Annotated in this window: 17 protein-coding genes; 2 read left to right on the top strand and 15 right to left on the bottom strand. The window is 42.0% G+C overall.

The features are described from left to right. Positions 1-90: 90 nt before the first annotated feature. From nuoF to AB6735_RS17450, 15 genes are all read right to left on the bottom strand, one after another. On the bottom strand, positions 91-1455 hold the full coding sequence (gene nuoF / locus AB6735_RS17520) for an NADH-quinone oxidoreductase subunit NuoF (RefSeq protein WP_370997101.1): 1365 nt from the start codon (positions 1453-1455) through the stop codon (positions 91-93). Positions 1456-1572: 117 nt separating this feature from the next. Further along, positions 1573-2097: an NADH-quinone oxidoreductase subunit NuoE gene (gene nuoE / locus AB6735_RS17515; protein ID WP_370997100.1), complete on the bottom strand. Its 525-nt coding sequence runs from the start codon at positions 2095-2097 to the stop codon at positions 1573-1575. After that, a complete protein-coding gene (locus AB6735_RS17510) occupies positions 2090-3301 on the bottom strand; it encodes an NADH-quinone oxidoreductase subunit D (protein WP_370997099.1) in 1212 nt (403 codons plus the stop codon). Before AB6735_RS17510 ends, nuoE begins: the two co-directional genes overlap by 8 nt. A 127-nt stretch (positions 3302-3428) precedes the next feature. Continuing rightward, on the bottom strand, positions 3429-3932 hold the full coding sequence (locus AB6735_RS17505; RefSeq protein WP_166091090.1) for an NADH-quinone oxidoreductase subunit C: 504 nt from the start codon (positions 3930-3932) through the stop codon (positions 3429-3431). Next, positions 3932-4474, bottom strand: a complete 543-nt coding sequence (locus tag AB6735_RS17500) for an NADH-quinone oxidoreductase subunit B (RefSeq protein WP_076375850.1) — start codon at positions 4472-4474, stop codon at positions 3932-3934. The genes AB6735_RS17505 and AB6735_RS17500 overlap by 1 nt, the downstream gene beginning before the upstream one ends. Before the next feature lie 286 nt (positions 4475-4760). Next, positions 4761-5132 (bottom strand): NADH-quinone oxidoreductase subunit A, encoded by a 372-nt coding sequence (locus tag AB6735_RS17495; RefSeq protein WP_370997098.1) that lies wholly within the window; start codon positions 5130-5132, stop codon positions 4761-4763. 117 nt (positions 5133-5249) lie between these two features. After that, positions 5250-6932 (bottom strand): tetratricopeptide repeat protein, encoded by a 1683-nt coding sequence (locus AB6735_RS17490; RefSeq protein WP_370997097.1) that lies wholly within the window; start codon positions 6930-6932, stop codon positions 5250-5252. Between the two features lie 12 nt (positions 6933-6944). Then, a complete protein-coding gene (locus AB6735_RS17485) occupies positions 6945-7871 on the bottom strand; it encodes a PstS family phosphate ABC transporter substrate-binding protein (RefSeq protein WP_370997096.1) in 927 nt (308 codons plus the stop codon). After that, positions 7861-8091 (bottom strand): hypothetical protein, encoded by a 231-nt coding sequence (locus AB6735_RS17480; RefSeq protein WP_370997095.1) that lies wholly within the window; start codon positions 8089-8091, stop codon positions 7861-7863. The genes AB6735_RS17485 and AB6735_RS17480 overlap by 11 nt, the downstream gene beginning before the upstream one ends. Further along, the gene (locus AB6735_RS17475) at positions 8091-8918 is read right to left on the bottom strand and encodes an energy transducer TonB (protein ID WP_370997094.1); all 828 of its coding nucleotides are present in this window, start codon (positions 8916-8918) and stop codon (positions 8091-8093) included. The genes AB6735_RS17480 and AB6735_RS17475 overlap by 1 nt, the downstream gene beginning before the upstream one ends. A gap of 46 nt (positions 8919-8964) precedes the next feature. Beyond that, positions 8965-9501 (bottom strand): ExbD/TolR family protein, encoded by a 537-nt coding sequence (locus AB6735_RS17470; protein ID WP_370997093.1) that lies wholly within the window; start codon positions 9499-9501, stop codon positions 8965-8967. A gap of 6 nt (positions 9502-9507) precedes the next feature. Next, complete coding sequence (locus AB6735_RS17465; protein ID WP_370997092.1) at positions 9508-10131, bottom strand: ExbD/TolR family protein; 624 nt, start codon at positions 10129-10131, stop codon at positions 9508-9510. 114 nt (positions 10132-10245) lie between these two features. Further along, entirely contained in the window at positions 10246-11085 is an 840-nt protein-coding gene (locus AB6735_RS17460) for a MotA/TolQ/ExbB proton channel family protein (RefSeq protein ID WP_370997091.1), read from the bottom strand. A 400-nt stretch (positions 11086-11485) separates the two neighbouring features. Beyond that, positions 11486-11821, bottom strand: a complete 336-nt coding sequence (locus AB6735_RS17455) for a translation initiation factor (protein WP_370997090.1) — start codon at positions 11819-11821, stop codon at positions 11486-11488. Positions 11822-11904: 83 nt separating this feature from the next. Further along, entirely contained in the window at positions 11905-12795 is an 891-nt protein-coding gene (locus AB6735_RS17450; protein WP_370997089.1) for a diacylglycerol kinase family protein, read from the bottom strand. Between the two features lie 348 nt (positions 12796-13143). Here AB6735_RS17450 and metK point away from each other — a divergent pair, with 348 nt between their 5' ends. Both metK and AB6735_RS17440 read left to right on the top strand, forming a co-directional pair. After that, the gene (metK, locus tag AB6735_RS17445; protein ID WP_370997088.1) at positions 13144-14394 is read left to right on the top strand and encodes a methionine adenosyltransferase; all 1251 of its coding nucleotides are present in this window, start codon (positions 13144-13146) and stop codon (positions 14392-14394) included. 166 nt (positions 14395-14560) lie between these two features. Beyond that, positions 14561-14854 (top strand): hypothetical protein, encoded by a 294-nt coding sequence (locus AB6735_RS17440; protein ID WP_370997087.1) that lies wholly within the window; start codon positions 14561-14563, stop codon positions 14852-14854. The last annotated feature ends 133 nt before the right edge of the window (positions 14855-14987 follow it).

Raw genomic sequence — 14987 nt, 5'->3', positions numbered from 1 at the left:
TCTTTGATATGTCATTGCGAGCGTAGCGTGGCAATCTCCTCAACTTGTATGCGAGGAGATTGCTTCGTTCCTCGCAATGACATATTTTATTTAAGCTGTAGCTGATTCCAGTTTCGGCAACGGATCTGCGTAATGTGCTAAACCGTAATTCCTTGTTGTTGCTTCTGAAGCATTAGTCACGTGCCATTCAAACTCATCCCTGAAGTGGCGGATAGCGCTGGCCACAGGCCATGCTGCCGCGTCACCCAGCGGACAAATCGTATTCCCTTCAATTTTTTTGGAGATATCAACCAGCAGGTCCATATCACTTTGTTTACCATGACCGTACTCTAAACGGTGCAATACTTTTTCCATCCACCCGGTACCTTCACGGCATGGCGAACATTGTCCGCAGCTTTCATGATGATAAAAACGGGCGAAATTCCAGGTATTGCGTACAATACAGGCATCCTCATCATAAGCTATAAAGCCACCGGAACCTAACATAGTACCGCTTACAAAACCACCATCGCTCAATGATTCATAGCTCATCAGGCGCGGCTCGTTATTAACAGTTTTCAGGATAAGATTGGCTGGTAAAATTGGTACCGATGAACCACCGGCGACAACCGCTTTCAGGCGTTTGCCATTGGCAATACCACCGCAATATTCATCAGAATATATAAATTCTTCAACTGGTAAACCCAGGTCAATTTCATAAACGCCGGGCTTTTTCAGGTTACCACCGGCTGAGATCAGCTTGGTTCCTGTGCTTCTGCCGATACCCAGTTTAGCGTATTCGTCACCGCCTTCGTTGATGATTGGTACTACTGCAGCAATGGATTCTACGTTGTTTACCACCGTTGGGCAACCATATAAACCTGCAATAGCCGGGAATGGTGGTTTAATACGCGGGTTACCACGTTTGCCTTCCAGTGATTCCAGTAAAGCGGTTTCTTCGCCGCAAATGTAGGCGCCGCCGCCTGGCTGTACATAAAGCTCCAGATCGTAACCTGAGCCCAAAATATTTTTACCTAAAAAGCCTTTTGCTTTTGCTTCGGCGATAGCTTTTTCCAGGATCCTGATCTGCGGCATCATTTCGCCGCGAACATAGATGAACGAAGTATTGGCACCCAGTGCAAAGCTCGATACGATCATTCCCTCAATTAATAAGTGAGGAATGTAGGTCATCAGGTAACGGTCTTTAAAAGTACCGGGTTCAGACTCATCGGCATTACAAACCAGGTAACGTGCTACACCTTCGGGCTTGGCCAAAAAGCTCCACTTCATACCGGTTGGGAAACCTGCGCCGCCCCGACCACGTAATCCGGACTTCTTTACCTCTTCCACGATCGCATCTGGCGACATGGTTTTGATAGCTTTTTCAACAGAAGCGTAACCACCCTTGGAGCGGTAAACATCAAAGGTATTGATGCCGGGTACGTTTATATGTTCTAATAATAATTTGCGACCCATTTGTTTAAATTCTAATCTCTAAATTCTAAAAGCTAAATACTAATCTCTAAATTCTAAACTCTAATTACTAAATTCTAAAACCAGATTTTTAGTCTTTAATCCTTTGTCTTTAAATCCTTAATCTCTTTTTCCTGCTTTTAAATCACTGATCAATTTATCTACCGAATCGTTAGTTAAATTCTCGTAAAAAGTATATTCAGGGCCAATTTGTAAAACCGGGCCAAAGCCGCAGGCTGCCAAACACTCTACACCGCGCCAGCTAAACAGGCCATCGGCAGTAACTTCGCCTTCTTTTACACCCAGCTTTTGCTCAATATGATCCATGATCTTTTCGGCGCCTACCAGGCAGCAACCGCTGGTACGGCAAACCTCCAGTACATATTTACCCTGCGGGCGTAAAAAGTACATAGTATAAAATGAAGCTACTTCGTATACTTCAATAGGTAATATATCCAGGTAAGCGGCTACTTTATCCATTGCAGGTACACTCACCCAGCCAAACTCCGCTTGTACCAGGTGTAGTATCGGCAGCAAGCCCGATTTTTGTTTTCCCTGCGGATAACGGCTTACGATATCATCAAATTTACTGATCAGTTCCGGCGAAAAATCAACCGGTACCTGAGTATCTTCCACTTTAAGCATCTAACTCTCCGGCTATAACGTTTAAACTACTCATGTTAATAATAGCGTCTGATAACAACATACCGCGGCTCATGGGTGCATACATCTGGTAATTGATAAAGCTTGGTCTGCGGAAATGCAAACGGTATGGGCTGCGTCCGCCATCATTCACCAAGTAAAAGCCCAGCTCGCCATTGGCGCCTTCTACCGAATGATATACTTCGGTATTTGGTGTTGGAATTTCGCCCATCACTATTTTAAAGTGATAGATGAGTGCTTCCATGTTATTATAAACTTCCTCTTTTGGAGGCAGGTAAAACTCTGGCACATCGGCATGGAAAATGTCTGATGGCTCTTTTTCCAGTTTTACCAGGGCCTGCTCTATAATGCGCAGGCTTTGCCACATCTCTTCGTTACGTACCAAAAAGCGGCTGTAAACATCGCCATTGGTACCTACGGGCACTTCAAAATCAAAATCTTCGTATGATGAGTAGGGGTTCATGGCCCTTACGTCATAATCAACACCGGCTGCACGCAGTAACGGACCTGTCCAGCTGTAGCTTAACGCGGTTTCGGCAGTAACGGCGGCCACATCTTTGGTGCGGTCAACAAAAATACGGTTACGGTTAAACAGCGATTCAAACTCTTTCAGTGTAACCGGGAAATTCTTCAGGAAGGCACGCAGCTTAGCAAAAGCGATAGTATTAAAATTACGCTCAAAGCCACCTATGCGGCCAATATTGGTAGTGAGGCGCGATCCGCAGATCTCCTCATATATTTCATAAATAGATTCGCGGTGCTCCATCATGTACAGGAAACCTGTAAACGCGCCGGTATCTACACCCAATACACCATTGCAGATGATATGGTCAGAGATACGGGCCAATTCCATGATGATCACTCTCAGGTAATCCACACGTTTTGGGGTTTGAATGCCCAACAGCTTTTCAACCGTCATGTGCCAGCCCATATTGTTAATGGGCGATGAGCAATAGTTTAAACGGTCGGTAAGCGGGGTTATCTGATAAAATGGTCTGTGTTCGGCAATTTTTTCAAACGCGCGGTGTATATAACCAATAGTTGATACGCCGCTTACAATTCTTTCCCCGTCAAGCTGCAGCACGTTTTGGAACACACCATGCGTTGCCGGGTGCGTTGGCCCAAGGTTTAGGGTCGAAAGCTCGTTTTGCGGATCGTTGTCTGTATATACAGGATGATTTTGCATCAGTATAGTTGTTTAGTCAGTATCGAGTAGTTAGTATCAAGTATCAAGACTATTGCCGTGTACTTTTTGAGTATTTCAGAAATCTTGATACTTGATACTAACTACTTGATACCAAATTCTATATATGTTATCTTCCGAAGAAATAATCCTTTTTATCAACACGGTTTGGATCCTCCAGCGGAAATTCTTTTCGCATCGGGAAAGCCGTCATGTCGTCAACATTCAATATACGGCGCAGGTCTGGGTGGCCGTCAAATATAACCCCAAAAAAGTCATATGTTTCGCGCTCCATCCAGTTGGCGCCTTCCCACACTGTAGTAGCCGTAGGAATGTGTACATCACCATCGGCTAAAAACACTTTAATACGGATACGGGTATTGGTGGTTAAACTGTGCAGGTGATAAATAATACCAATCTGCTTTTCCTGCTCCGGGTAATGTATAGCGGTAATATCTGTTAAAAATATAAACCGGAGAGCATCGTCGGTCTTTAAAAAGGTTAACAGATCAATGATCTGCTCACGGCCGGTTTCCACCGTAAGTAAACCATAGGGTTCGCCCACAAGGGTTACCTGCTGGTCAAACTTTTCAGCAATTCTTTTTAAGAGCTCTTCGTTAGGGATCTGGGCCATTATTGGATTCCGTATTTAGCTAACAATTCCTGGTACTTAGGTTCGTTTCTTCTGCGAAGCGATTCTGTTTGCACCAGTTTTTGAATATTTATAAAGCCATCAATAATAGCTTCGGGGCGTGGCGGACAACCGGGCACATAAACGTCAACCGGGATCACTTCATCAATACCCTGTAAAACGGAGTACGTATCAAATATACCACCGCTTGAGGCACAGGCGCCAACAGCCATCACCCAACGGGGTTCGGCCATTTGCAGATATACCTGTCTTAATACAGGAGCCATTTTTTTGGCAATAGTACCCATTACCATCAACAGATCGGCCTGGCGAGGTGAAAAACTTAAACGCTCGGCACCAAACCTTGAAAGGTCATAATGAGAGGCCATAGTTGCCATGAATTCGATACCACAGCACGAGGTGGCAAATGGCAGCGGCCATAATGAATTTGAGCGTGCTATACCTATTACTTTATCAAGCGAGGTAGCAAAAAATCCGGCGCCTTCTACTCCAGCAGGAGCGTCAACTAATTGAATATCACTCATTGAACTATTTTAATAGAAATCCATTATCCGGAAAAGACGGATAATGAGGGCAAATTTACAATAATAACCATGTAAAAAGTACACGATGGCTACCCCGAAGCTATATTTAGAACGATTCTAAAAAAGCCCTTGGGGCTTTTTATTAGATGTGCGGATGTGCAGATTTCAAATGTGCAGATGATTATGTCTGAACCAGAATTAACAGAATTTAAGAATTAACGGAATCCTATCATCTGCACATCCGCACATCTGCATATTTGCACATCTATCATCTGCACATCTAAACTTAATCCCAGTCTAAAGCTTTCTTTTTTATTACGTATATAAAACCCAATAAAAGCGTGGCCATGAAAATGAACATTTCGACCATGCCCTTGGCGCCCATTGCTTTGAAATTAACTGCCCAGGGATACATAAATATTACTTCCACATCAAACAGCACAAACAATATGGCTACCAGGAAATATTTAATGGATATGGGGGTACGGGCGTTACCCACTACCTCAATCCCCGATTCAAAGGGAGTCAGTTTGTCTTTAGTTTTACGCTTAGGACCAATTTTATGCGTTACAAACATGGTGGTTACCACAAACCCTAAAGCCACTAACATTTGAATAATGATGGGCAAATAATTAAGCGGTGTACTTTGTAATTCCATGCTGCAAATATACTAATGGAACTATAATAAAAAAGGCCTCTTTTACAAGAGACCTTTTTATTTTTTAAGCTTTAAACAGCAAACGATAACATTGCTGCATCAGCCTATTATAAAACATTATTTGCCTTTACTGGCTCCGCCTTTACGAGCAAAGAAAGCGACCACCTGCTTATTAGTAGGGTCGTTATCTCTGGCTTTGGTATAATTATCAGTGGCTTTGGTCAAGTCTTTTTCCTTAAACTCGGCATAATTGGCCAAATAAACATAAGCTTCGGCTAAATTCTTTTTGCCCCTATCATCGGGTGCACCTTTAGCATTTAATAATTCAATGAATTTTTCGTAAAATGGCTTTGCAAAACCTTCGATATTATTCCGGTCTTTTTCTTTTAAATCAGCAACCCGGGCACGATACAGGTAAGCATCAGGAGTATTTGGACTCTTTTGCATAACATAACTGAAAGCCGAATCCGCTTTTGTCAATAATGAATCAGCATTAGGTTTCTTTGAATCATAACCAAAGTAGTAGCTGATTCCCTCGTAGAAATAGTCGGTAAGCTTTACATTATGCCCTCCCTTTTCTGTTACCAGTTTATAAGCATCCCCAGCCTGAACATACTTTTTCTGTCCATACAAGGATTTGGCAATTTCCCCATAAACATCTGTCTGGGTTGAATCAAGAGCCAATGCTTTCTTCAGCGTATTAATACCTACCGAATCCTGACCACCGCACATTTGTAAACGGCCCAGGTATAAATAATCACGTGGCAGGATACGTTTAGGATCGGCTTTCTGGAACCAGGTGTTCATCGCGGTTAAACCGGCAGGGCAATCCTTATTCTCATAAGCTGCATAAGCCAGGTAACGGTATGCTCTCGCATTGGTGTTTGCTGATTTTGAAAGATCAGCTGCTACTTGTTGCAGCGTTTTATAATCACCGGCCAACAGCAAGAAGTCGGCATAACGCATTTGCGATTCAATAGAAAGATCTGTTAAGCTTAAATATTTCTTATATTCTTCGGTAGCTTGTTTAATTTTAGCAGAAGCCATTTTAGGATCTGTAAATGACCAACGGAGGTCAGTTTCAGCCCATTCGCGGTAAGCCGGACCATAATTAGGGTCGATAGCTAAGGCATCCTGAAATTGCTTTTCAGAATCCTCAAAGTTATTGGCAAATTGCCATAAAACACCTGTAGCTACTTTTGCTGCCGGGTTTTTTGGATCGATGGTTGACGCATCAGAGTAAGCCTGGTAAGCTTCGTTGCTCTTTAATTGTGAGCGGTAAGCATTACCCAGGGTAATTAATAATTCCGCGTCTTTAGGATTTACTGCTTTACCTTTTTGTAAAACGGCTATCGCTGCATTAGCATCAGCCGGCGCTACTTTTGCACCAGGTGCAACCAATAAATAAGCTTCGCCTACATACTGATATGGTTTTGAGCTTTTACCAGCCAGTGCAATGGCCTGGTTAAAGTTGTTGGTTGCTCCGGCGTTATCCTTATCTAAACGGGCGGCAGCGCCTAAACCAGCGTAATTTAAAGCTGATTTGGAATTTACAGCAATACCTTTATTAAAAGCTGCTTTTGCAGAGTCGGCATAATCTTGTTTAATATACACCCAACCCAGGTAAAAAAAGTTCTCATCCTTATCGGCCTGAGTGGTCGTAAGGTTTTTTAGCATCGATTTAGCTTTCTGATACTGTTCGGCGTCAATAGCTTTTTTGGCGTCGGCTAGACTTTGCGCAAAAACTGATGAACCTCCTAATAACAGTCCTAATGATGCCGTGGCTATTTTACTGATCATTTTCATCTTTAATTAAAATTTATTTTTTATACTAATCTCTCTCGTTGGTATAGAATCAGGCAACAGGCCTGATTTTAATATGATACGCTGGCCTGGCTGACTGCCCAAAAATTTAGCGAAACCCATGCCCAGGCCTACCTTGCTTGTACAATTGATTATATAAAGCCCTCTGCTTAAGGGATACTGTTTTAAGACAAGCGTTTCTTGTGAGGGTTTAAAATAAGTGTCCGGGTATTGTTTATTTGACTCATCCCTGACACCCACTATCTTAACCTTTTCCACATATCCGGCATAATCCTTATCCGGGTCATTAAGCCAGCTAAAACCGGTTATGCCCAAAGCGTCAGGATGCTCGCTCACATATTTTAAAACCTCTTTATTTGATTTAAGGGCATAAATATTTTTCTGTGTAAATCCTTTGCTTCCGGTAAAGTCCTTCAAATACCTTACCAAACTTGAATTTGGGTTGTCAAAAACAATAGTTCTGTTTAAATCGCCCTGTCCGGTGAGCAGTTTTTTCAATTGCCCTACAGTAATGGTAGTATCATTAGAGGCGGTGTTAACGATGAGCGCTACAGCATCAATTGCAAAGCGTACCGTTTCTGCAGATAATGTCCTTTTAGTGATCACGGCGCGTTCGTCGGCTGTAAGATCGCGCGATAATATCGCTACGCGCACGCTATCGTTTAGCAATGCATTTACGGCTTCGTTCTCCGTTTTATATAAAATATTGATTTTGGCATTGGGAGTTAAATTGGAATAAACATATAACTCCTGATCTAAGATGGGTGAGAAAGAAGCATCGGCCGCAAATGTTGCTGTGCCCGATTTAGCGTCATTATCAACAGTATATTTTGAGGTTTTTTGTTTACAGGCCTGTAAGCCTGCTATTAAAAACAATGCGAAAAATAAAAATTTACTCTTAAAATTAATCTTCATACTGATCCTTCTTAAACAACCTCGAAAACCGCAGAATGGAATAGGCAATAACAAAGCCGCCAAAAAGCAGGCGCTGATATCGCGGTAACTGTAGGGGCAGCTGATCCCAAAACATGATCATTAAGCCTAAAACGACAAAACAAACAAAGGTGACAGCGCCTATAATAAACAAAAACCGCCTTTTGGGCGATTTTTGTTCTTTATTAAAATTAAGTGGCATTATTCGCTCGCTAACGTAAAGCTGATTGGAACGCTATATTGTACACGTACCGGACGACCATTTTGTATACCTGGTTTCCATTTCGGTGAGTTTTTCAATACACGAACCGCTTCCTCATCGCAACCGCTTCCGATACCTCTTGTAACCTTAATATCGGTTAAAGAGCCATCTTTTTCAACTACGAAGGTAACAATTACACGGCCTTGAGTTCCGTTTTCACGGGCAACAGCCGGATAACGGATAGCTTTACCCAAATAGGCGCCGAATTTATCCAAACCTCCCGGGAATTCCGGAACCTGCTCTACCGAAGTAAAGATCTGGTTAGGGTCGGCCTCTACTACTTGTTTAACATCCGAGTTACCTACCGGCTCATCAATTCTGATGTCGGCGTTAGGGTCACCTTTTTGGTCCTTCTGACCAGGATCGGCAACAGCAAGTTCTTTTATTGTTGGTGGATCCTTCTCCTTAACCTCGTTATCTGGTTTCACAACCGGAGGTGGGAAACGTACCTGGTCAACCTTTGGTTTTGGCGGTTCAGGTGGCGGCGGAGGTGGTTTTTTAGTTTGATCCACGGGTGGTGGAGGTAACAGCACTACGTCTGTTATCTTCACTTTTTGATCAGCTTTAGGGATAAGTCCCTGAATCCTGTTGATGATAGTAGGTAAAGCAACAACAAATACAAACACGATGATTGCTATAATAAGCGCTCTCGACGTATTTTTGGAGTTATCCCTTCTCAGCTCATAAGCCCCGTAAGACTTATTTCTGCTACTAAAAACAACGTCGATCCATTTCTGATCTAATATGTCTAATTTCGATCCAAACATCTTTTAAGATTTAATGGGTATTAATAACGTTATTTTAAATTATTTATTACTGGTATAAACCGTCTTTTTTAAGTAGATCGATCTCAACTGGTGAAATATCAACTATACCATAACTGTCGATATTGGTGATATTCATCTCATCAAGCGCGGCAACTACATTTTTGTATGTTGATTTATCACTTGGCTTAATTACAACAAATATGGCTTTACCTGTTTTTTCCAAAACTTCCTTCTTTTTTTCTAAAAGGGTTTTGCGTAAACCGTCTTTGCTGTAATTATCAATGGTTGGTGCTGATTTACCAGGTTCACCAAGGTACCACTCCAGCTTATCGCCACTGCCCAATAATAGGGTTAGTGAACGTGAAGCCGCAATAGCCAATTGGTCTTTGGTTTTTTCATCTTTATCGGGCATTGCAAGGTCCATCGCTTTTGGCTTGGCCAATGTGGTTGTCATGATAAAGAAAGTGATCAGCAAGAAAGCCAGGTCAACCATCGCTGTTAAATCTACGCGGGTGGATTGCTTTTTACTGCGAACCTTGCCACCCTTATGCTTGCCTCCCCCGGAGGTATCTAATTCTGCCATGATCTTTTATTTTTTAGGAGCAGTACCACCGCCGCCTAAGTTTGTTATTAAACTAAACTTGTTAACCTTTTGCTTTTGCAAAATGCCTATAACATCCTTAATAACCGGATATTCCTCTTTGCTGTCACCTTTTATAGCTATACGCAACTGCACATTGTGCAATGCCACAGTAGCTTTACGGGCTTCACGGATCCAGTTAAATAATTCGTTACTTACAGAATCGCGGGGGATACCTGGTTTGTTATATTTTTTTTGATCATCAGCTGATAATGCAATAAACTGATGTATTTGGTTAAAGGGAACGCCTATTGATGTAATAGTAGAAAACCTGTTTAACTCATCGGGGGTAAACGTTGTTTTATAAAGTTCGCCCATTTGAGTTAAGGTTTGCTTACGCAGATCAACACCCTCCATTCCAAAAAATGCTTTCTGTGAACCCACAGAAACGGTAGCGAAGTCGTTCTCCGGAATCGGCTGTTGTATCGATGATTTTGGCACATCGATAGGAACCGGGTCCTCGGTACGTACTTTCGCGGTCATGATAAAGAAAGTAAGCAGCAGGAAGGCCACGTCGCACATGGCGGTCATGTCAATCGCTGTACTCTTTCTTGGAACTTTTATCCTTGCCATATTTGATTTTTTTTAAAATATATAGAATTCAATAATTATAACATCCACGCATTATTCCTGGTTATATTATATAGGACAAATGGGGGGACGAAAGCTAATTAACCTATATATTTATTATCTGTTGGCATTTTTGTGTGATGCAGCAAATGTTTGTACAATGCTGAATCCGGCTTCGTCAATTGCGTAAGTTAACTTGTCAATTTTTGATGTAAATACGTTGTACATTACGATAGAAACAGCAGAAGTACTGATACCGAATGCAGTGTTGATCAACGCTTCAGAAATGTGTGAAGATAGTTCGATCTGGTTTGGTACACCTGATACCGCTAATGAAGAGAAGGCTTTGATCATACCCACAACCGTACCTAACAGACCGGTTAATGTACCGATAGATACCAAAGTAGCGATGATAGTTAAGTTTTGCTCTAACATTGGCATTTCCAAAGCAGTTGCTTCTTCAATATCTTTTTGAATAGCTAATACTTTTTGATCAACGTCAAGACTTGGTTCAGATTCCATTTCAGCGTATTTTTTCAGTGCTGATTTGATAACGTTTGCTACAGAACCTTTTTGTTTGTCGCATTCTGCTGATGCGCCAGCAATGTTACCGGCATTCAGTTGTGATTGGATCTTTCTAACAAAAGCATCTACACTGCCTGTACCAGAAGCTTTTCCGATTACCACGAAACGCTCGATAGAGAAAACGATAACCATTAACAAAAAGGCCATGATCACCGGCACGATTACACCACCGCTATATACTGTTCCGAAAATATCTACTGGAAAAGCAGTTTTGTCGCCGCCTTTGAAGTGGCTTGGATCGCCCAGAACAAATATAAAAATAAGCGTAGTAACAATCAGGCAGATTGGAATAGTTAAGGATGCAAACAAGCCAGATGCACTTGAGCTTTCTTTGTTAACAGGAGTAGTTGGTTTTGTTGGTGCGTTTGCCATTACTTTTAAATTTTAGTTTTAGTTTTTGTTTATATTATAAGTTTGTTAAATGTGCTTTTAATTTGCGAATAACAAAAATAGAATTTTAATGAAATAAAAAAATCTTTTATGTTATTCTTTACAATTTTTTAATACCGAATTACATTTTGCGCCTAATTGGTCATTATTAACGTAACAATGCTTGAATATTGTGTGTTGCCACGACAATTATTTGCAATGAAAACCATTTTTTTTTAGATTATCAAGCATTAACTGATAAAAATTGTGTTATTAATATGTTACAATATTGGTTTTAAAGCCATTTCATAGCGGCCGGGAGTAGTATAACGCCAAAAGTTTTTTTTTATTTTAGTGTATGTTATACGCTTAGCTGTTTTATTATCCGGCGTATATGCCTTTATTATCCTCCTGCCTTTTTTGCCTTGTATCCATCGGTTTGCAGCAGGGTTAATATTTTATCCCTGAAATCGCCCTGTATCAGTATCTCATTATCTTTTACGGAACCGCCTACCCCGCATTTTGTTTTTAGCTTCTTGCCGATAAGTTCCAGATCGGCATCGGTGCCGATAAAACCGGTAATCCGGGTAACCAGCTTACTGCCACCCTTACGGTCAAGATAAATTTTAAGGTTTTGCTGCTGCGGGGGCAATGTTTGCACGGCGCCCCCCCCGTTTTCCTGGTACTGAAAATCAGGATCTGTTGAGTATACTACCCCGGTGAAATTTTTCTTAGCCATAACATTTTTTTGGAGCGGGGAGCGTGTTGCCGGAACTGAATACTTGAAATCAGACACCCGCACCCCGCACCCGCTCTCTTTACTTAATTCTTTTTATACGTTGGGCCTACAATAACTTTTAATGAACTGGGCACTATACTAATATGTATAGCAGTACCCATTACCTGCGGTTCGCCGTCAAGATGAATGGGGCCTTTGGTTTGGCGGGTAACATTAATCTGCTTACCGCGTATAATTTCAACATAACTGGTACTCTCTGATGTTTTGGTCAGCATCCGGATACCCATTTCCGGGAAACGCCATAACGGGAACTTCCTGATCAAACAGATATCGAGCAAACCATCTTGCACGGATGCCTTGGGCGATATATGCGCGTTGTTACCATATTGCGATGAATTGGCAATGCTCAGCATAAACGCTTTACGCTCATAAACCTTGCCATCAATTTCAATATGATATTGCTGTTCATCATAGGTAGATATTTCCTCTATAGATGATTTGATATAGGATACAAAACCGCGCTTTTTGCCGTGCGAAAACACCTCGCTGATGTGCGCGTCAAAACCCATACCTGCCATATTAAAAAATGGCTGGCCATTCACTGTACCCGAATCAATACTTTCCACATGACCTTTTACCAAAGCCCGTATGGCCTGGTTGGGATTCATGGGGATGCCCAAAAAACGAGCCAGGCCATTGCCCGATCCGTAGGGCACTATGCCCAGGGCCGTACCACTGCCTACAATAGCCGATGCTATTTCATTTACCGTACCATCGCCGCCAACAGCCACAATCATATCGTATTTACCTACCGCCTCCAGCGCAATGATACGCGCGTGCGATACCCCATCACTAAAAACAACGGTTGCGTCAAACACTGCCTTATCAATATTTTGATCAATAAGATCAGGCACCCCGTCCTTCTTCTTCCCACCCGATATAGGGTTTATTATAAATAACGCTTTACGTTTCAATTATCTGTATTATTTCAGCTTCAAAAACTCTAAACTTTAAATTCTAAATCCGAAACTCTAAATTCTAAAGGCGTAGCCCTCTTTAAACTAACAACGGTTAAAAATCCGAAATTGAACATCCGAATTCCGAAATCAATTATTTCAGCCCCCAAAAGTAAATGTATTTTCGGCTTTGTGAAATTTGTTTTATTTTTACCACCCGAAAGTGGACTGATTTAATTGCCCGTCAATTGACGGGCTGGATTGCAACCACGTAAAAAAGTGCTAAAACCAACGCTTCTTTTTACCTCGATCCGTTAAAACTCGCTCCTTTCGGCTTTATTTAATTAAATCTTTTATCAAACTTATATGCCATACTTATTTACCTCTGAATCCGTATCAGAAGGACATCCGGATAAAGTTGCAGACCAAATATCAGATGCCCTCATCGACCATTTCCTGGCGTTCGACGAAAATTCAAAAGTTGCCTGTGAAACTCTGGTAACCACCGGACAGGTAATTTTAGCCGGCGAGGTAAAATCAAAAGCTTATTTAGATGTACAAAAAATTGCCCGTGAGGTGATTAATAAAATTGGTTATACCAAAGGAGAATATATGTTTGATGGCAGCTCCTGCGGCGTACTATCGGCTATTCACGAGCAATCGCCGGATATTAACCAGGGTGTCGACCGTCAGGCCAAGGAAGAGCAGGGCGCCGGCGACCAGGGTATGATGTTTGGTTATGCCACTGTGGAAACCGACAACTATATGCCCCTGGCATTGGATATTGCCCACGCGCTTTTAATTGAGCTGGCAGCTATCCGCCGCGAAAACAGCGAGATCAAATACCTGAGGCCCGATGCCAAATCGCAGGTAACTTTAGAGTACAGCGACGACAACAAACCGCAACGCATCGATGCCATTGTAATATCAACCCAGCACGATGATTTTGATGAGGAAGGTGCTATGCTGGCCAAGATCAAACAGGACATCATCAGCATCCTGATTCCGCGTGTTGAAGCTAAATATCCAAAATACGCCCACTTCTTTAATGACCAGATCAAGTATCACATCAACCCAACCGGTAAATTCGTTATCGGCGGGCCGCATGGCGATACCGGCTTAACCGGTCGTAAAATCATTGTAGATACTTACGGGGGTAAAGGCGCGCATGGTGGCGGTGCATTCTCGGGTAAAGATCCTTCAAAGGTTGATCGTTCGGCGGCTTATGCAACCCGCCACATCGCCAAAAACCTGGTAGCTGCCGGTGTTTGCGACGAGGTACTGGTACAGGTATCATATGCTATTGGCGTAGCACAGCCAATGGGTATCTACGTAAACACTTATGGCACAGCCAAAGTAAACCTGCACGATGGTGCAATAGCCCAAAAAGTAGAAGAAGTGTTTAACATGACCCCATATGCTATTGAAACCCGTTTTAAACTGCGCAATCCTATTTACAGCGAAACCGCGGCTTACGGTCACTTTGGCAAACCAAGCGAAACGGTAACCAAAACATTCATTGCCCATGACGGCAGCGAACTGAAACGCGAAGTAGAACTGTTTACCTGGGAAAAACTGGACTATGTTGACAAAGTAAAACAGGCTTTCGGTTTGTAAAAACGGGTACTCCTTATAATTTAAAAGCGACAAGAAACTTGTCGCTTTTTTGTTTCATCCCTGCGGCGCTTTAGATTTTTTTAACATCATTTACTATCTTTATCTATAAAAAACTACGTCGATGGGGCACAAGAATGTTTGCTTAAATTGTAAAATAGCTTTTAATATGATAGCTACTGAAGTGAGAGATACTACATGCCCTCATTGTGGAAAAATCATGACTTACATGTCTTACAATTTTAGGCCGCCCAGAAAATCAGATAACGCTAAATGGGAAACAGTAAGGTATCTTGTAGCTCATGGGTTTATATATAATCATATTTACGAGCCTATTCCTGATAACTCTAACGGAGCCACAAGAACAGCTATCTATCCAGAAACCTTACGAGAGGCAAAAGAGTTTGTCGAGAAGCATAAGAAAATAGGTGAACGTTATCTGGAATATCAACGTCAGCCGTAATTAGCAATGTATGTAGAGACGCATCACATGCGTCTACCCCACTTCCTTTTTACCACCCACAATAAGCACTCGTTGCAAACCACAGGTGTTGGGAAGACGAATGGATAACCTTAACTTTAGGGGTATATGCGAG

The organism is Mucilaginibacter sp. RCC_168 (assembly GCF_041355315.1).
In the GTDB taxonomy this organism is placed as follows: Bacteria; Bacteroidota; Bacteroidia; order Sphingobacteriales; family Sphingobacteriaceae; genus Mucilaginibacter.
This window is presented reverse-complemented; position numbering and strand designations above follow the sequence as displayed.